The sequence below is a fragment of the Treponema saccharophilum DSM 2985 genome (assembly GCF_000255555.1).
Classification (GTDB): Bacteria; Spirochaetota; Spirochaetia; order Treponematales; family Treponemataceae; genus Treponema_D; species Treponema_D saccharophilum.
On sequence record NZ_AGRW01000044.1, the window covers coordinates 33,441 to 51,117 of the forward strand.

Annotated in this window: 11 protein-coding genes; 4 read left to right on the forward strand and 7 right to left on the reverse strand. The window is 56.2% G+C overall.

The features are described 5' to 3' along the window. Nucleotides 1–4 precede the first annotated feature (4 nt). Nucleotides 5–1,978, reverse strand: coding sequence for a DNA topoisomerase IV subunit A (locus TRESADRAFT_RS06270; protein ID WP_002703917.1), 1,974 nt, complete (start codon nt 1,976–1,978; stop codon nt 5–7). A gap of 122 nt (nt 1,979–2,100) precedes the next feature. Here TRESADRAFT_RS06270 and TRESADRAFT_RS06275 point away from each other — a divergent pair, with 122 nt between their 5' ends. Next, entirely contained in the window at nt 2,101–4,194 is a 2,094-nt protein-coding gene (locus TRESADRAFT_RS06275; protein ID WP_002703919.1) for a methyl-accepting chemotaxis protein, read from the forward strand. Nucleotides 4,195–4,273: 79 nt separating this feature from the next. Here TRESADRAFT_RS06275 and ilvN read toward each other — a convergent pair whose 3' ends face one another. The 5 genes from ilvN to TRESADRAFT_RS15050 form a co-directional block, all read right to left on the reverse strand. Continuing rightward, on the reverse strand, nt 4,274–4,768 hold the full coding sequence (ilvN, locus tag TRESADRAFT_RS06280; protein WP_002703921.1) for an acetolactate synthase small subunit: 495 nt from the start codon (nt 4,766–4,768) through the stop codon (nt 4,274–4,276). 77 nt (nt 4,769–4,845) lie between these two features. Next, nucleotides 4,846–6,816: a 3-deoxy-7-phosphoheptulonate synthase gene (aroF, locus tag TRESADRAFT_RS06285; RefSeq protein ID WP_002703923.1), complete on the reverse strand. Its 1,971-nt coding sequence runs from the start codon at nt 6,814–6,816 to the stop codon at nt 4,846–4,848. Between the two features lie 227 nt (nt 6,817–7,043). Beyond that, entirely contained in the window at nt 7,044–7,319 is a 276-nt protein-coding gene (locus TRESADRAFT_RS06290; RefSeq protein WP_002703925.1) for an acylphosphatase, read from the reverse strand. A 155-nt stretch (nt 7,320–7,474) separates the two neighbouring features. After that, the gene (thrA, locus tag TRESADRAFT_RS06295) at nt 7,475–9,973 is read right to left on the reverse strand and encodes a bifunctional aspartate kinase/homoserine dehydrogenase I (protein WP_002703927.1); all 2,499 of its coding nucleotides are present in this window, start codon (nt 9,971–9,973) and stop codon (nt 7,475–7,477) included. A 1,114-nt stretch (nt 9,974–11,087) separates the two neighbouring features. Then, complete coding sequence (locus TRESADRAFT_RS15050) at nt 11,088–12,785, reverse strand: hypothetical protein (RefSeq protein WP_002703930.1); 1,698 nt, start codon at nt 12,783–12,785, stop codon at nt 11,088–11,090. Nucleotides 12,786–12,888: 103 nt separating this feature from the next. Here TRESADRAFT_RS15050 and TRESADRAFT_RS06305 point away from each other — a divergent pair, with 103 nt between their 5' ends. Both TRESADRAFT_RS06305 and TRESADRAFT_RS15055 read left to right on the forward strand, forming a co-directional pair. After that, nucleotides 12,889–13,869 (forward strand): hypothetical protein, encoded by a 981-nt coding sequence (locus TRESADRAFT_RS06305; RefSeq protein ID WP_002703932.1) that lies wholly within the window; start codon nt 12,889–12,891, stop codon nt 13,867–13,869. A 5-nt stretch (nt 13,870–13,874) separates the two neighbouring features. After that, the gene (locus tag TRESADRAFT_RS15055) at nt 13,875–14,075 is read left to right on the forward strand and encodes a hypothetical protein (protein WP_141607218.1); all 201 of its coding nucleotides are present in this window, start codon (nt 13,875–13,877) and stop codon (nt 14,073–14,075) included. Nucleotides 14,076–14,546: 471 nt separating this feature from the next. Here TRESADRAFT_RS15055 and TRESADRAFT_RS06310 read toward each other — a convergent pair whose 3' ends face one another. Further along, the gene (locus TRESADRAFT_RS06310) at nt 14,547–15,680 is read right to left on the reverse strand and encodes a glycoside hydrolase family 88/105 protein (RefSeq protein ID WP_002703939.1); all 1,134 of its coding nucleotides are present in this window, start codon (nt 15,678–15,680) and stop codon (nt 14,547–14,549) included. A gap of 141 nt (nt 15,681–15,821) precedes the next feature. Between TRESADRAFT_RS06310 and argS the strand changes: the two genes are divergently transcribed. Further along, nucleotides 15,822–17,669: an arginine--tRNA ligase gene (gene argS, locus TRESADRAFT_RS06315; protein WP_002703941.1), complete on the forward strand. Its 1,848-nt coding sequence runs from the start codon at nt 15,822–15,824 to the stop codon at nt 17,667–17,669. Nucleotides 17,670–17,677: the final 8 nt, after the last annotated feature.

The following is a 17,677-nucleotide window of genomic DNA, read 5'->3' on the forward strand; positions in this document are numbered from 1 at the left end:
TTTCCTATTCGCTTTTCTCGTCCCCGAGCGGGATGGCGATTGTCTCTGGTATTCCGTTTGCCGGCGCGCCGTCGACGACGATTCCCTCGCACTCTCGCGATGAGAGGCGGATTCCGAGCGTCTTGAGCCCCTTCTCCTCGAAGTCGCCCGCGCGGAACGTCTCCTCAAGAACCGAGGCGCGCGCTTTTTTCTGGTATTTGAGCGTGAACGAGAAATCCGCGCGCGTGTCCACGTGGAGGATTTCCGCGCCGTCCGGGGCGATGAAGTAGTCGCGGTTCATAATCCACGTCGTTATGCGCGTCCTTTTTATCGATGCGAAGCCTGTTTTCGCGTCCTTGAATATGACGGTGATGAGAACCTTCGCGATTTCTTCCTTGTCCGCGAACGAGACGAACCACGCGCTTTTGTCGATGAACACTTTTGCGGGAACGTCCATCGCCGTGTACATGCCGTTCCGCCTCATGCAGATGATTTTGTCGAATTCGCTCACCTTCATGATTTCGCTTCCGCCCGAGACGCCCGTTCCGAGGTAGCCTTTGTCGTCGTACCTGAGCGGGATGCTTCTCTTCGCGATTTCCCGCGCGTCAACGGCGCTGAACCGCTTCACCGTCGTCTTCCGTTTCGTGTCGATTTTCGCCGCCTTGATTTTTTCCTCGAGCGACTCCAGGTAGGAGACGGCGTAACCGGTGAGGTTCTTGAGGAGCTTGGCGATTTCGCGCAGGCGCTTGTTTATCGCGGTGACCTCCGCCTTGTTCTTGCTCATGTCGTAGAGGGAGATGCGCCGTATCGGAATCGAAAGCAGCTTCTCGATGTCGTCTCCGGAAATTTCCCTGACAAGCTCGTCCTTGTGCGGCACGAAACCGTCCAGCACTGCTTTCTCCACAGCCGCCTGCGTTTTCTGCGTCTCGATGAGCTTGTAAATCCGCTCCTCCACGAAAATGCGCTCGAGCGTGCGCTGGTGGAGCTTGTCCGTCAGCGCGTTCCGCTCGAATTCAAGCTCGTCCTTGAGGATTCCCTTGAGCTGCTCCGCGTGGAACTGGATGACCTCCGTAGCCGTCACCTGGACGGGCATGTTGTCCTTTATGACGAGCATGTTCGCCGAGACCGACTGCTCGCAGTCCGTATACGCGTAGAGCGAGTCCACCACGTCCTTCGCGTACACGCCGCGCGGAAGCTTTATCTCGATGTTCACTTCCTTCGCGGTAAGGTCGTGTATCGATGAAATCTTTATCTTGCCGTTTTTCGCCGCGTTCTCGATCGACGAGATGAGCGATTCCGTCGTGCTCGGGTAGGGAAGCTCCGTGATGACGATTTTCTTCTCGTCCGAGATGTCGAATTTCGCGCGCGTGACGATTTTTCCCGTGCCGTCGTTGTAGTTCGACACGTCGAGGAGCCCGCCCGTCGGAAAGTCCGGGTTGAGTTTGAACGGCTCGCCGTTCAGGCATTTCTTCTCGGCGTCGATGACCTCGCGGATGTTGTACGGGAGGATGCGCGTGTTCATTCCGACCGCGATTCCCTCCGCCGCGGTGAGGAGGACGAGCGGGAGCTTCGCCCTGAAGACGACCGGCTCCTTCGACCTTCCGTCGTAGCTCGGAACGTACTGCGTCACGTTCGGGTTGTAGAGGAAATCCTTCGCAATCTGGTTGACGCGGCATTCTATGTACCTCGGCGCTGATGCCGAGTCGCCCGTGTAGATGTTCCCGAAATTTCCCTGCTTCTCGATGAAATATTCCCTGTTCGCGAGCACCACGAGCGCGCCCCCGATTGATGCGTCCCCGTGCGGATGGTATTTCATGCACCTGCCGACGACCGTCGCCACTTTCTGGAACCTTCCGTCGTCCATCTCGAAAAGCGTGTGCATTATCCTCCGCTGCACCGGCTTGAGCCCGTCCTCGATGTCCGGGATTGCCCTGTCCCGTATGACGTAGCTCGCGTATTCGATGAAATTCTTGTCAAACAAATTCTTTACAAAAGCCATTTTCTTTCCCTAAATTACGTTTTCGCGTCCGATTGTACCAATGAAAGATGAAAGTTGAAAGATGAGGGAGAAACAGCGCTTTTTTTTGTTGCGCTTTCCCATCTAATTGATAGAATTCGCTTATGAAGAAATCCAGCCAAACGAGAACGGGCAGGCTTGCCCATTTCATTATCGCCGTGACGGTCGTAGTCGTAGCGGTGCTGAGCGCATTTCAGGTTTTTGTCGTCAAGGAGCGCGCGAAGAAATCCGTCGCGTCCTCGTACGAGGAGGATTGCCGCAAGATAACGGACGCATACGCGAACGTCGTCTCCATCCGTCTCAGCGAGTACATAAAGCAGATGCGCATGTATACCGAGGCGGACATAACGAGGACCGCCGACCCTGCGCTCATCCAGCCGTGGCTTATAGCGCACGAGAAGTCGCGCACGCCCGATTTCGACAGGATCGGGTACATCGACGGCAACGGTGATTTCTACAACGACCAGAACAACGTCACGAATGTCGCCGACCGCGATTACTTCGCCGCGATAATGAAGGACGGCGACGAGACGAACATCGACGACCCGGTTACGTCCAAGTCGACTGGGAAGACGATAATCCACGTGTCGAAGGCGGTCAAGGACGGCTCCCGCACCGTCGGGATGTTCAGCGCCGTTGTCGGCGTGGACAAGCTGAGCGAATTCATCAGCGGAATACGAATCGGGAAGACTGGATACGCCGTGCTTTTCAACAGCCGCGGGGAAATCATATCGACGTCCGCGCCGGCGTCGGGCGAGGAGCAAATCAGGGAGCTTTCGCTTTCGCTTCGTCCTGTCACGGACGCGCTTTCCAAAAAGCAGTCCGGGGCGATGTGGGTCGGAACGAAAAAATCCGGGCGCAAATTCGTCACGTACAAGCCCGTCGAGAATGCCAGCTGGGGGTTCGCGTTCATCATTTCGGAGCGCCAGGTGTACGCAACCGCGCATGAAATAACGCTCACGCTTGTCGTCGCGGGGCTGCTGCTCGGAATCTCGCTCGTCGTCGCAATCGGGCTGGGAATATACCGCTCGCTCAATCCGCTCCGCATGGTCAAGTCTTCGATAGAGCAGATTGCGTCCGGAAAGGCCGACCTCACGAGGCGCATAACGGGTTCCGCCGCGAATATGAACAACGAAATCGGCGGCGTCGTGAAGGGGTTCAACGCGTTCGCGGAAAAGCTCCACGCGATTGTCTCCGACGTGAAGGACTCGAAGAACCTTCTTGAGAATGCGGGGGATGACCTCGACGCGAGCATGCAGGACACGAGCGCGTCGATTACGGAAATCATCGCGAACATCGAGAGCGTGCACCGGCAGGTGAGCAATCAGGGCGACTGCGTGTCGCAGACTGCCGGAGCCGTGAACGAGATTGCGTCGAACATCGAGTCGCTTGAGCGCATGATTGCGAACCAGTCGAACGGCGTCAGCGACGCTTCGTCCGCCGTGGAGGAGATGATTGGCAACATCGCGTCCGTGAACAAATCGGTCGACATGATGGCGTCATCGTTCGATTCGCTTTCCGAGCGTGCGAGAAGCGGTTCCGAGAAGCAGGAGCGCGTGAACGACTGCATCAGGAAAATCGAGCAGCAGTCGGAGATGCTTCAGGAGGCGAACAGCTCGATTGCCGCAATCGCGAGCCAGACGAACCTCCTCGCGATGAATGCCGCCATCGAGGCTGCTCACGCGGGCGAGGCGGGGAAGGGATTCGCCGTCGTCGCCGATGAAATCAGGAAGCTTTCCGAAACGTCCTCCGTCCAGTCGAAGACGATAGGCGACCAGCTTTCCGGCATAAAGGAGTCGATCGGCTCTGTCGTCGCCGCGTCACGGGAATCGAGCGATGCGTTCTCCGCCGTCGCCAACGGGATAAACGAGACCGACCAGCTCGTCCGCCAGATAAAAAGCGCGATGGAGGAGCAGCGCGAGGGCTCCAAGCAGATTACGTCGTCGCTCCAGTCGATGAACGACAGCACCGTCGAGGTGCGGAACGCGTCGCGGGAAATGGCAATCGGGAACAGGCAGATTCTCGACGAGGTGCGGATTCTGCAGAACACGACGATCGCGATAAAGTCGAGCATGGAGGAGATGTCCGTCGGCGCGCGGAAAATCAACGAGACGGGTTCGGCGCTATCGGAAATCGCGCGGAAGATGAAAAATTCGATAAGCCGCATCGGAAGCCAGATAGACCAGTTCAGCGTGTAGAACGGGAATAGGCGTCCGGGCAAAAAAAATCGGCGCGGATGGATAACGCGCCGATTTCCTTTTTATCGCGACAAAAAAATCATTTCATCACTTCGTCACCTCGGCCCATCGCGGTAAGGCCCGTCTTGACAAGCTCGAGGATTCCGAACGGCTCCAGGAAGCGGATTAGGCTCGAAAGCTTGTCCTCGCTTCCCGTCGTCTCGATTATCACGGAATTCGGGGAGACGTCGACGATGTGCGCGCGGAAGACGTTGCACGCCTGGATGATTTCCGCGCGCGCCGTTCCCGCCGCGCTGACTTTTATGAGCGCCATCTCGCGCTCGCACGTCTCCTCCTTCGCGCAATGCGTTATGGAAATGACTTCGACGAGTTTTGACAGCTGCTTTTTTATCTGCTCAAGGATGTACTCGTCGCCCTTCACGACGATTGTCATGCGGCTCTGTCCCGGATTGTACGTCTCGCAGACCGTAAGCGAGTCGATGTTGAATCCGCGGCGGCTGAACAATCCCGAAACGCGGCTGAGAACGCCCGCATGGTTTTCGACAAGCACCGACAAAACATATCTCTGTTCCATATTTTTCTTTTCTCCTCTTTTGATTCCGAAGGCAGTCCAACGGAGTTCCGATTATACCACGGAAACGCGGATTCCCGCTACTTGTTCTCCCGGTACACGCCGAGCAGCCTGACGTCTGCCGCCACAGTCTTGAGCTTTTCCATAACGTCGGAGACGTATTTCTCCGGCTCCTCGATTTCCTCGCTTATCGCAGCGTCGCCGTAGAACCAGTACTGCCACGGTTTTCCCGCAATAGGGCGGCTCTCAAGTCTGTTCAGGCTCAGCCCGTGTTTCTTGAAGATGCCGAGCGCGTCGTACAGGGCGCCCGCCTCGTTTTTCGTGCTGAACATGAACGTCGCCATGTTCGCTTTCCCGCTGATGATGTCGTCGCTCCTCGTGCCGCTTCCGACGTGGTTCGCCTCGATTACGACGAACCTCGTGTAGTTGTTCGGGTCGTTCTCGATTCCCTGGCTGATTATCTCAAGGTCGTAGATGTCGGCGTTCCGCGCGTTTGCGACCGCCGCGTTCTCGACGGAGCCTTTTTCCGCGACGAGCTTCGCGCCGCTTGCCGTCGAAACGGTGTCAATCTGGTTCCATTTGTGCGCCTTGAGGAAGTCGGAGCTTTGGGCGAGCGCCTGCGGGTGCGAGTAGACGGTGCGGATTGTTTCGAGCGTCGCGCCTTTCGGGGCGAGGAGGGAATGCTCGATTCTGAGCGTTATCGCGCCGACAATCGAGACGTCCTCGAACCGCGCTAGGTTGTCGTAGTTGTTGTAGACGGAACCTGCCGTCGAGTTCTCAATCGGAACCATGCCGAACCGCGCCTTTCCGTCAACGACGCTCTGGAAAATCTCGTCGAACGAATGGACGTGCTCCGCGTCCGCGCTTGAGCAAAAGAATTTCTCCACTGCTGATTCCGCGTACGCGCCTTTCTCGCCGCAGAAAACGCATTTCGGGCGCGAGGCCGGGCGTTCGACTTTGATGCGCCCCGATTCGATGCGGATTCCGCTCGTGAGCGGGCTTTGCGCGTTTTCCGTCATGATGTGCGCGACCTGCTTGCCGATTACGGGCGCGAGCGATTCTATGTCGCGCATTATTTTGTCGAACTGTTCCGGGTACAGCGCCTGCGCCGCGTCCGATTTCGCCTCCTCGGGATGACAATGGACCTCGACGATGATTCCGTCCGCTCCCGCAGCGACTGCCGCCAGCGCCATCGGGGGAATCTTGTCCCGGACGCCGAGCGCGTGGCTCGGGTCGACGATTATCGGAAGGTGCGTCATCTCTCGCAGGACGGGAATCGCGGACAAGTCGAGCGTGTTCCTCGTCGCCTTCTCGTACGTTCTGATTCCGCGCTCGCAGAGAATCACGTCGTTCGTCCCGCTCGAAAGAAGGTACTCGGCGCTCATGAGCCATTCCTCGATTGTGGCGGAAAGCCCCCGCTTGAGTATGACAGGCTTTCCGAGCGCGCCGAGCCTTTTCAGCAGCTCGAAATTCTGCATGTTGCGCGCGCCCACCTGATACACGTCGACGTAATCCTTCATCACCGGGATGAATTCGCTCGCGACGATTTCCGTGACGACGGGAAGCCCGAATTTCTCCCCAGCCTCCTTGAGGTATTTCAGCCCTTCCTCGCCGAGTCCCTGGAAAGAGTAGGGCGATGTCCTCGGCTTGTACGCCCCGCCCCTGAGCATCACCGCGCCCGATTTTGAGACGGCCTGCGCCGCGTCCATCATCTGCTGACGGCTTTCGACCGCGCAGGGGCCTGCGATTGAGACGAGCCGCCTTCCGCCGACGCGCACAATCTGCCCGCGCCCGTTGGGAACCTCCACAATCGTGTTGTCCGGCTTGAATTCTCGGCTCGCCATCTTGTACGGCTTGGAAATCGGTATGACTTTCGCGACGCCCTGCATGACCTCGACCTCGCGGATATCCATCGCGAGCTTCCCGACCGCCGCTATGATAGTCGATTCCTCCCCGCGGATTTCGTTCAGCTTGAAGCTGCGCGCCGCGAGCATACGCTTTATTCCCGCTTTCTCTTCGCTGGATATGTCCTTTTTGAGAACGATGACCATGGATATTCTCCTTCCGTTTTTCGTGGATTATATCGGAAATCGGCGGGGGGGACGATATGCCCGAAGTTCATCCGCCGCTTTTTGTTCTGAATTTCGCGGGACAAAAAAATCCTGATTTTTGGAGATGCATGACCTTGCGTGCCATTCCGAACGGATTTATTAGAAATTCTGTTTCGGAATCCACACGCACGGAAATCCGATTTCTTGCGAAGGCTTTTTTCTTCCCGCTACCGTACGCGGAAAGTGCGTTCCTGCTCGTCGAGGGGGAGGGTCGTTTTTTCGATTGTGTCGATGATGATGAACGTTCCGGAATCGATTTGCCCAATCATTTTGTCGATTGACGTTTTCTCGCCCTGAATTTCCATGAGGACCGAGCCGTCGTCCTCGTTGTGGACCCATCCCGTCAGCGCGTTCAGCCGTGCCGCGCATTGCGCCGTGTACCTGAACCCGACGCCCTGGACGCGTCCCGTGAACCGTATTCTCTGCCTGATTTTTCCTGACATGCGCCGATTATAGCAAAAACCGCGGAATCATGTCCTTAAAAAGAACGCCCGGAAAAATCCGGGCATTCTTTCGTTTTATTAACTTGAGAAGTGTCATATGCGAGAGATGCGGAAACAAACTTTCTTGCGAAAGCCGTTCGGCACGGGACGCCGCATCATTTCGTCGGGTTGAAGCTTACCGTTCGCATGATGTCGCCGAAAACGCCCGCCGCCGTGACGCCGGCTCCTGCCCCGTATCCGCGTACCGTAAGCGGAATCGGCGTGTAGCGCGCCGTCTCGAACACGAACGCGTTCTCGCCGCCCTTGACGCCGTAGAGCGGGTCGTCCGTCCCGACCTCAAGCATTCCGACGGAGACTTTTCCGTCGCGAATCGATGCGCCCATGCGGAGGACTTTTCCTTCCTTGCGCAGTTCCGCCATCTTCGCGTCGAAATACGCGTCGACTTCGGGGAGGCGCGCCATGAATTCGTCGACCGTTCCGCCGATGTCGAAATCCGCGGGGAAAATCGAATTCATCTTTATGTCGTCAAGCTCGATGCTCATGCCCGATTCCCTCGCGATGATGAGCGCCTTGCGTGCGACGTCCGTTCCCTTGAGGTCGTCGCGGGGGTCAGGCTCCGTGTAGCGCAGCTCCTTCGCCTCCTTGACCGCCTCGCTGAATTTCTTCCCCTCGTCGAGCTTTCCGAATATGTACGAGAGCGAGCCTGACATGATTCCGTTGAATCCCGTGAGCGTGTCGCCGCTCTTGAAAAGGTTCTGCAGCGTGTCGATTATCGGAAGCCCCGCGCCGACGTTCGTCTCGTAGAGGAACCGGCGGTGGCTTTCGTTCGCGACGGTCCTGAGTTTCTTGTAGAATTCCATCGACATCGAATTCGCGCGCTTGTTCGGCGTCGCGATGCTCATTCCCGCCCGCAGAATGTCGAGGTAGCGCTCGGGAAGGTCGTAGCTTGCCGTGCAGTCGACGAAGACCGGGTTCAGCGGCTTTGTCGACTTGACGAATTCGATTATCTCGTCGAGGTTCGTCGTTTTTCCCGATTTCCTGACCGCCTCGCGCCAGTCGCCCGACAAATCGATTCCGTTCGCGTCGATAATCATTCCCTCAAGCGTCGATATCGCGCAGACCTTGATGTCCACGTTCTGCGCGAGAAGTTTTTCATGCTGGTCGCGAATCTGCTCGATGAGCGCGCCGCCGATTGTTCCCGCGCCGAACGCGAACACTTCGATGGGCTGCGCGGTGTTGAAGAAGAAGAGGTGCGCCGACCGTACCGCCGTGTCCCCGAATTCCCCGCCGACGACGACGGAGATGGAGCGCTCGCTCGATCCCTGCGCGATTGCCCTGATGTTGATTCCGCGGCTTGAAAGCGAGTCGAGGAATTTGCCCGCGACGCCGCAGTTCATCTTCATGTTGTCGCCGATGATTGAGACGATCGCCGTGTCCTCCTCGACCGCAATCTTGTTGAGAAGGCCGTCGCGGATTTCGAGGGCGAATTCCTGGTTGAGCGCGTCGCGCGCCTTTGCCGACTGCGACTGCTTCACGCAGAACGAAATCGTGTACTCGCTCGAAGACTGCGTGATGAGGAGCATGGAGATTCCCGCGCGGGAAACCGCTGCGAAAATCCTGCTCGCGATTCCTGTCTTTCCTTTCATGCCGCTTCCGGACACGCTGATGAGCGATGTCTTTTTGAGGCAGCTTATCCCGCGGACGGGTCCGGCGTTTTTCTCAGACTCGAACGGGCCGCGGCCGATTCTCGTTCCGCGTGCGGCGGGGTTCTGCGAGTTGAGGCTCCACGCCTCGATTCCCTTCGCTGCGAGCGGGGCGAGCGTTTTCGGGTGGAGGACTTTCGAGCCGAAGAACGAAAGCTCCATCGCCTCCTCGTACGTCATGTCGTCAACGAGAATAGCGTCCTGGACGACTCTCGGGTCGGCGGTGTAGATTCCGTCGACGTCCGTCCAGAATTCGCATTTCTTTGAGCCGAGCGCCGCCGCGACAATCGATGCCGAGAAATCCGAGCCGTTCCGCCCGAGAAGCCCCATCGCAGTCTCCCCGCCGGAATTCTTCGACCACGCGCTGACGAATCCCGGGAAAAGGAGGACGCGCGCCTGGTTCGGCTCCGCCCCGTCTCGGTACGGAGAAAGCGCGGCTGCAGTTCTTGCGTAGTCGGGGTCGCCTTCTTTCTGGTCGCCCGTCGTGAATATGAATTTGCGCGAGTCGAGCACAACGACCGACTGTTTCTTTGCGATGAGGACGGCGTTCACAATCGGAACGCAGCACAGCTCTCCCATGCCCATAATCCTGCAGTGGATTGACTTCGGGCATTCCCCGAACGTCGTCACACCGTCAAGAAGCCTTCCCAGCTCTTTGAAATTCGGCTCGATTTCGTTCATTACGCGCTCGGAGTCGAATCCGCCGAGCGTCGAGCGGAGCTCCTCGCAGATTTCTCTGTGCGTCCTTCTGATTCCGTCGATTGCCGCCGCCGATGAATTCCCCGCGACAGCGTTGTCGATAGCCGCCTGGAGCGCGTTCGACACGCCGGCCACAGCCGATACTATGACGCTGATTCTGTCGGACGAGGCACGTCCGACCATGATTTCCGTTGAATCGAGTATCCTTCTGGCATTCCCCATCGAAGTGCCGCCGAATTTGAGAGTAAGCATGGTTTTCTCCTGGATTTTTTTGAGCTTTTCTTCCTCATTTTTTGATTAAATAGAAAAACTTGTATCGAATTGTAATGGAATCGAGAAGGTTGTAGCAAGGGCGCGCGCGCTTGCATACCGTTTTGGGTTCTAAGTTCGGCTTTGCTGTAGCAAGCGTGCGCCGGTGCGCGTTGGGCGCACCTTCCGTGCCCGGGGGGCAGTTGCATACCGTTTCGGGTTCTAAGTTCGGCTTGGTTGGAGCAAGCGTGCGCCGGTGCGCGTTGGGCGCACCTTCCGTGCCCGGGGGGCAGTTGCATACCGTTTTGCGTTCTAAGATTGGCTTGGTTGGAGCAAGCGTGCGCCGGTGCGCGTGGGGCGCACCTTCCGTGCCCGGGGGGCAGTTGCATACCGTTTTGCGTTCTGAGTTTGGCTTTGTTTGTGGAATGAGGTTTTAAAATAACGATGTGGAAAAATAATTTTGAACTTGTCATTCCGAACTTGTTTCGGAATCTGAATAGAGAAGCAATGCTTTGAGATTCTGGAATGCTCGTGAAACAAAGCGTGCTTCAGTTCCCCCGAAAGGGGTGCGGAACATGAGTATATGTTCTGCGGGAGCACGCTCCGATGTGCAAAGACAAACGCTAGAAAAATAAAGCGTGTCCCAAGTTCCCCGAACAGGGTGCGGAACATGAGTCATGTTCCGCGGGAGCACGCTCCGATGTGCAAAGACAAACGCTCGAAAAACAAAGCGTGCTCCAGTTTCCCCGAAATGGGTGCGGAACATGAGTACATGTTCCGCGGGAGCACGCTCCGACGAGCAAAGACAAACGCTCGTGAAACAAAGCGTGTCCCAAGTTCCCCGAACAGGGTGCGGAACATGAGTACATGTTCCGCGGGAGCACGCTCCGATGAGCAGTGGCAAACGCTAGAAAAACAAAGCGTGCTTCAGTTTCCCCGAAATGGGTGCGGAACATGAGTACATGTTCCGCGAGAGCACGCTCCGACGAGCAAAGACAAACGCTAGAAAAACAAAGCGTGCTCCAGTTTCCCAGAAATGGGTGCAGAACATGCGTGCGTGTTCTGCGGGAGCACGCTCCGATATGCAAAGATAAACGCTAGAAAAACAAAGCGTGCTTCAGTTGGCCAGCCAGATTCTTCCTGCGTTGAGGTTCCAGCGCTCGTTGACGTATGCGTCGAGGGCTTTTGATGCTTTGAGGAATCCTGCGGCGCCTGTGGCGAGAACGTAATCGGCTTCGGGTTTCGCCAAATCCTGGGAGTGGCGGCGCGACGCCATGTCGATGAAATACTTCGGGATGTCCTCTACGGGCTTCTGGAGCATGTACGCCATGAATTCGTTCCGGAGCAGATATTCGTCGCTCGTGTCGTAGTTCAGGCTGGGCGTGACCTGAAAATACCGCGTAAGGTATTCCCGGCAGCCGTCGTCGAGCAAATCGTACTGGCGGTAGACGAAGTCGCGGAAATCCTTGTCGCTGAAGAAGATTCCGTGCCAGCCTTCGTGCGCGAGAAGCTGCTTCCTCAGGTACGGCTGCGATTCCTGCGAAATCGAGATTATCGCGCCGCGCCCTTCAGAGACGCTCCCGTCCTTTTCGATGACGATGACGCCGTTGTCGCAAAGTATTTTCTTCAGGAGAAGCTCCCGTTCGTTCAGCGGGAATTTTTCCACGCGCGCCTTCTCGAAGAATTCCGCGAGGTTTTTCGCCTTGTAGTCGTGCGCGTTGTATCCGTGCTTGTCGGCAAGGAACGTGTCCGGGTAGAGCGTTCCCCGGTATCCCGCCTTCTCCACGAAATAGGCGAGCCGCCTGAAAAAATCGTCCTGAATCGAATACGTCGCGATGTCCATAAGGAGCACGCCGGGAAATCTGTCCCACTCGAACAGCTCGTAATCCGTCCCGCGCCAGTTCTTCCTCGGCCACCAGACGACAAGCCCCGGGTCCGTCTTTATCGGCTCCGTCTTTCCTTCCGCGATGTTCCTCCGCGTGAGCATGAGCGACGAAATCTGCCCGGCATTCTGCGTCAGGGAAATGTTCCCGAACGGGTTTTTCGCCGCGCTGAGGGGAATCAGCGACGTGGACGAGGATTTCGGTTTCCTGACGTAGAATTTCTCGCCGTTGAACGCAATTTCCGTCGCGGTTTTTCCGTCCGCCGCCGCCTTGTCCGAGAAGATGAACTCAAGCGCGGAAGAACTGACGGGGAACGTTTTTTCCGCGCCCGTCGTGTCGATTCCCCTGCCGGACGCTTTTTTTATGTCCGCCGTCCCGCCGTCTTGCCCGAACGCAAGATGCGGGATGCTTCCGCTCAAGTCGTATCCGAGCGACTGCACGCCGACGGAACATTCCTCCGCCCTGACGCCGCCGTCGCTCATCACGAAAAATCCGCGGGCGTCGCCTCTTCTCGCGCAAATCGAGACCTTCAGCTTTTCCTCGCCCGCTTCCCCGAGCGTTCCCTTCACGGTCGCGCGCGCGGGAATCTCCTTTATCGTCTTGAATTCGCCGTCGCCGAGAATGCCGAACGCGAACTTCCCGCCGGATTTTTTCTCCGATTTGCCGATGACGACCCCGAGCGAGATGAATCCGCCGTCGTTTTTTGTGAGCGCGCTGATGTTCTCCTCGCTGAATCCGAACAGCTGTGTTTCCGCGCCGCCGCTTTTCACCGTGCGCGTCATCATCGTGCGCTTCGCGTTGGCGTCTGTTCCGTCTGCCGCCATCATGGGAATTTGTGCCCTTTCCGTGCACGAGGCGAGCGGAACTGAAATGAGAAAAGCCGCTGTTGCCGCGAGCTTTGCGAATGTTCGTCTTTTTTTGTTGGGTTTCATAATCGTCGTTTAAGAATATCGGAAAAAAAAGCGCCGTGTCGAATCCCGCGCCCGTCCGCGCCAACCTTTTATAGATTTTTCCGGTGTGTTAGAATCGATTCTTATGCTGTTGCGAAAAATTGCGTTTGCGCTTTCTTTGTTTCTGTCCGTCTTGTCGTCCGCATTTTCTGCCGAAGACAAAAAAAACGGTTTCGATTTCTATTATGTTTTTGAGGGCGCCTATGATTTCGCGTCGGAATTCAGGACGGGTGGCGACCATTTTTCCCTGATAAACGGGCTGTACGGGGGAATCGAGATGCGCTCGTCAATGCACGCCGACTACAAGCTTTCCCTTCCGTTGGGGCAGAACATGCTTGTCTCCGACTCGAACATCACGTTCGGCACCGTCCTAGAGTTGTCTCCCATAACGGTGAAGCCGGGCGTGAGCGTCTCGCTCAATCCGTTCCCGTTCCTGTCGTTCTCCGCGGGCGCCGAAATCGGCACGGGATGGAACATGCTCTCGTTCGAGGGAATGTGCGTCTTCAACAAGAATCCCGACGCGCCGAAATACGATAGGCTCAATCCGTTCGACCGCTTCTACTACAATTTCTGGGCGCGCGGGACGTTCATGTTCGACACCGGCGCGATAACGGGCGGCGACTGGAGCCATTTTCTTTTCGTCGCGACGTGCACAATGTTCAACAACGGGCTTTCCGGCTGCGGCGCAGGCGACCTCTACAAATGGCAGGCGACCGGAAACTACGCGAGCGGGCTTCAGTATCTGGCGTCGTTCGTAATCGGATATCAGATGCCGCTCAGGCTGTACCGCGTCGGCATAATGTCCGATGTCTCCGCGCATTTCAATTCGTCCGATTTCGGCGAATTCGACAAGACCTACGACGGTTCCTTCGTCTTCATCAGCGCGTCCCCGTTTGCCCAGCTGCGAATCACCCCGAAGGACAACCTGTATCTCCTCGCCGACATAAAAAGCCGCCGCTCCTTCTCCGAACCTCGCATCGACGCCCCTTCCGAGCCGTACCTCCACACCGTCGGCCGCGAATGGTTCCTCGAGCGCATCGGCATCCGCTACGAGCACATGTTTTGAGGAGAGTGGAAAGTGGAAAGTGGAAAGTGGAAAGTGGAGAGTGGAAAGTGGAGAGTGGAAAGTGGAGAGTGGAAAGTGGAAAGTGGAAAGTGGAAAGTGGAAAGAGGAGAGTTGAAAGAGGAGAGTTGAAAGAGGAAAGAGGAGAGTTGAAAGAGGAAAGAGGAAAGAGGAAAGAGGAAAGAGGAAAGTTGAAAGTTGAAAGTTGAGAGTGGAAAGTGGAGAGTGAGTCACGCGCAAAAAAAACTTGGAACGAGCCCCCACCAAAACACACGCGCCCACCCACCAAGGCGCAGCGAAGCCTGCGCAAACCCGCTCCATGAAAGCTGAACTTAGAACGAACTAGATAATGCGGGTTCCCCAAAACAGAAAACCAACCGCAAAAAAAAACTTGGAACGAGCCCCCGCAAAACACACGCGCCCACCCACCAAGGCGCAACGCCAGCCTGCGCAAACCCGCTCCATAGAAGCCTAACTTAGAACGAACTAAACAATGCGGGTTTCTCCCGCTCCATGAAAGACGAACTTAGAACGAACTAGATAATGCGGGTTCCCCAAAACAGAAAACCAACCGCACATACAAACTTAGAACGAGTCCCCACAAAAAAACGCGCGCCCACCCACCAAGGCGCAGCGAAGCCTGCGTAAACCCGCTCCATAGAAGCCAGACTTAGAACGAACTAAACAATGCGGGTTTCGTTGTACGCAAGAATGAACGGTCCGACGCCTTTTGCGTCGTCTTTTACGATTGGCTCGCTCATGTAGTATTCGAAGCTTCCGTCGCGGCGGGGAGAGGTTTCGGGGCCGAGGCCTGCGACAAGGCAGATTCCGCCGAGTCCGAGCTTTCCGTCCTCCGTCGTGAGGTAGCGGTCGCAGATTCCGTTGAACGCCTTGAGACCCGCGTCGCGGAATTTCGTGTCGTCGAGAATCTTCGTGCGGAATCCTTTCATCATCGAATACGCGAAAATCGCGCTTCCGCTCGTCTCAAGGTAATTTGCTCCCTCGTTCTGTCGGTTGGGAACCTGATACCACATCCCGCTTTCGTCCTGGAACGCGAGCATTGCCGTCTGAAGGTCGCGGAACATCGATTTGAGGTGGTTCCAGTTTTCGCTGCCGCGGTCGCTCGCTTTGTTGAGCGTGTCGAGCATCGCCATGCTGAACCATCCGAGAGAGCGCAGCCAGAAGTTGCGGCTCAGTCCCGTCTCCTTGTCCGCCCAGAACATTTTCCGCTCGCTGTCGTATCCGTGGAAGTATAGCCCTGTCTTCGGGTCTTTCATAATCCGCTCGACGTTGAAGAACTGGTTGTAAATGTCTTCCCTGTTTTTCGAATCGTTGAACGTCGTCTCGTACTCCATGTAGAACGGCAGCCCCATGTAAAGCCCGTCGAGCCACACCTGGTTCGGGTAGATTTTCTTGTGCCAGAAATTCCCCTCCTTCGTGCGCGGCTGGTTCTTCACCTGGTCGTAGAGGTTTTCGAGCGCCTTCCTGTATTTTTCCTTTTTGGTTATTGAATAGAGGACGAAAAGGTTCTTTCCGCCGTTGATGTTGTCGATGTTCCATTCGTCTTTTTTGTATCCGTCGATGGAACCGTCGTCCGATATCCTGAAATCTTCGTAGTAGTCGGCAAAATCAAGGAATTTCTTATCCCCGCTCGTGTCGTACATCTCGAGGAGCGCGAGAATCATGCATCCGTCGATGTAGTCCCATCCGGATTTCTTTCCTGCTTTCGCCTTCTCGATGTTCCATACGGGAATTTCCGCCGTCGATTTCGTCATCAGCTCGTCGATGTATGTGTCGATTACCTTGGTGTCCATTATGAACCTCTTCGTCTAGTAAAATGAAGTGTGATTTTTTATAATAGTCGAAAACCAGCCTAAAGTATAGAACGATTGTTTGCGGAAAGGATACGCGAGCCGCGTTCTGGAAAAAATTACTCTCAAATTAAGGAAGATAAAATGTCTGACTCGAAAATCGAATTCAAAAACCTCGTGTTGTCCGCCATCGATTCCCTCAAAAAAGAGAAGGGCGTCGATTTTGATGCGGCACTTTTGGAGAAAGCCGCCGTCGTGAATCCGCCGAAGCCCGAGATGGGCGACCTCGGGGTGCCGATGTTCGTCTTCGCGAAACCGTTCGGCAGCAATCCCGCCGCGATTGCCGGAGAAATCGTCGGAATCATCTCGTCGAACCAGGAGCTTTCGGCAAAAGCGTCGGCGATAGGCGAAATCCTCGCAGTCGGCCCTTATGTGAACGTGAAGCTCGACAAATCCGCTTCCGCCGCCTCAATCCTCTCAAAAATCGAATCCGAGGGCGACAAATTCGGAACTCTCGGCTCCGACGGAAAGCCTTTCCTGGACGGCAGGAAAGTGATGATTGAATTCTCCTCCCCGAACACGAACAAGCCGCTCCACCTCGGGCACTTGCGGAACGACGCCCTCGGCGAATCAGTGTCGAGAATCCTCAAGAAGGCAGGCGCGGAAGTCTTCAAGGTGGACCTCATCAACAACCGCGGAATCCACATCTGCAAGTCTATGCTCGCCTACAAGCTCTTCCACGAGAAGAACGGCGACACCCCGGAAAGCCTTGGCATGAAGGGCGACCACTTTGTCGGTCAGTGCTACGTCGAATTCGACAAATATTTGAAGGGCGAGAAGGGGAAGCCCGAGACCGCCCACCCGGAAGCCCAGGAGATGGCGGAGGAGATGCTCAGAAAGTGGGAGGCCGGCGACGAGGAGACGAGAAAGCTCTGGGAGATGATGAACAAGTGGACGTTCGACGGCGTGAAGGTCACATACGACAGGACTGGCGTTTCGTTCGACAAGTTCTATTTCGAGAGCGAGACCTACCTCAAGGGCAAGGACGAGATTCTGAAGGGGCTTGAGAAGGGCGTTTTCTTCAAGGCCGAGGACGGCTCTGTGCGCGTGGACGTTACGGAGGCCGTGGGCAAGGGCAAGGACGGAGAGGACCACGAGAAGGTTCTTTTGAGGAAGGACGGAACGAGCGTCTACATCACGCAGGATATCGGAACGGCGATTTCAAGGCACAAGGACTGGGCTTTCAACCAGTTGGTCTATGTTGTCGCTTCTGAGCAGATTTTCCACTTCAAGGTCCTCTTCTACATTTTGAAGAAGCTCGGATTCGACTGGGCCGAGAAGCTCTACCACTTGAGCTACGGTCTCGTGAACCTTCCGAACGGCCGCATGAAGAGCCGCGAGGGAACTGTCGTTGACGCAGACGATTTGATTGATTCACTCCGCGATGACGCTCTCAAGGCGATAAAAGAGAGGGGGCGCGAGGAGGATGTTGGCGACGCGAACGAGGTTGCGGAAAAAGTTGCGCTTGCCGCCTTGCACTACTATCTCCTCCAGGTCTCCCCTGTGAAGGACATGATTTTCAACCCGGAAGAATCTTTGAGCTTCAACGGAAACACGGGACCGTATTTGCAGTACATGGGCGCGCGCATCGCATCGATTTTGCGCAAGGCTGACGAGGCCGGCGTGAAGGCGATGGTTCCGTCCGACGCCGCGAAGCTTTTGAGCGCGGCCGAGGAATGGGATTTGCTCAAGAAGCTCGGAGATTACCCTGAGACAATCCGCCGCTCCGCCGAGAATTTCGACGCTTCGGTCGTGACAGGCTACATCTACGACGTGGCGAAGCTCTTCTCCAAGTTCTACCAGGAGTGCCCGATTCTCGGTTCAACCGACGAGAACTTGAAGAGGGCTAGGCTCACATTGGCGTCCGCAACCCTCCGCGTCCTCAAGGAAGCTATGGGGCTTGTTCTGGTGCCGTATTTGGACAGGATGTAAATTCAAAT

What these genes read in the sequence shown, in the direction of transcription:
- TRESADRAFT_RS06310 (WP_002703939.1), bottom strand. Translation starts at nt 15,680, where the DNA reads ATGGACACCAAGGTAATCGACACATACATCGACGAGCTGATGACGAAA.
- thrA (WP_002703927.1), bottom strand. Translation starts at nt 9,973, where the DNA reads ATGCTTACTCTCAAATTCGGCGGCACTTCGATGGGGAATGCCAGAAGG.
- argS (WP_002703941.1), top strand. Translation starts at nt 15,822, where the DNA reads ATGTCTGACTCGAAAATCGAATTCAAAAACCTCGTGTTGTCCGCCATC.
- TRESADRAFT_RS06275 (WP_002703919.1), top strand. Translation starts at nt 2,101, where the DNA reads ATGAAGAAATCCAGCCAAACGAGAACGGGCAGGCTTGCCCATTTCATT.
- TRESADRAFT_RS15050 (WP_002703930.1), bottom strand. Translation starts at nt 12,785, where the DNA reads ATGAAACCCAACAAAAAAAGACGAACATTCGCAAAGCTCGCGGCAACA.
- TRESADRAFT_RS06290 (WP_002703925.1), bottom strand. Translation starts at nt 7,319, where the DNA reads ATGTCAGGAAAAATCAGGCAGAGAATACGGTTCACGGGACGCGTCCAG.
- aroF (WP_002703923.1), bottom strand. Translation starts at nt 6,816, where the DNA reads ATGGTCATCGTTCTCAAAAAGGACATATCCAGCGAAGAGAAAGCGGGA.
- ilvN (WP_002703921.1), bottom strand. Translation starts at nt 4,768, where the DNA reads ATGGAACAGAGATATGTTTTGTCGGTGCTTGTCGAAAACCATGCGGGC.
- TRESADRAFT_RS06270 (WP_002703917.1), bottom strand. Translation starts at nt 1,978, where the DNA reads ATGGCTTTTGTAAAGAATTTGTTTGACAAGAATTTCATCGAATACGCG.
- TRESADRAFT_RS06305 (WP_002703932.1), top strand. Translation starts at nt 12,889, where the DNA reads ATGCTGTTGCGAAAAATTGCGTTTGCGCTTTCTTTGTTTCTGTCCGTC.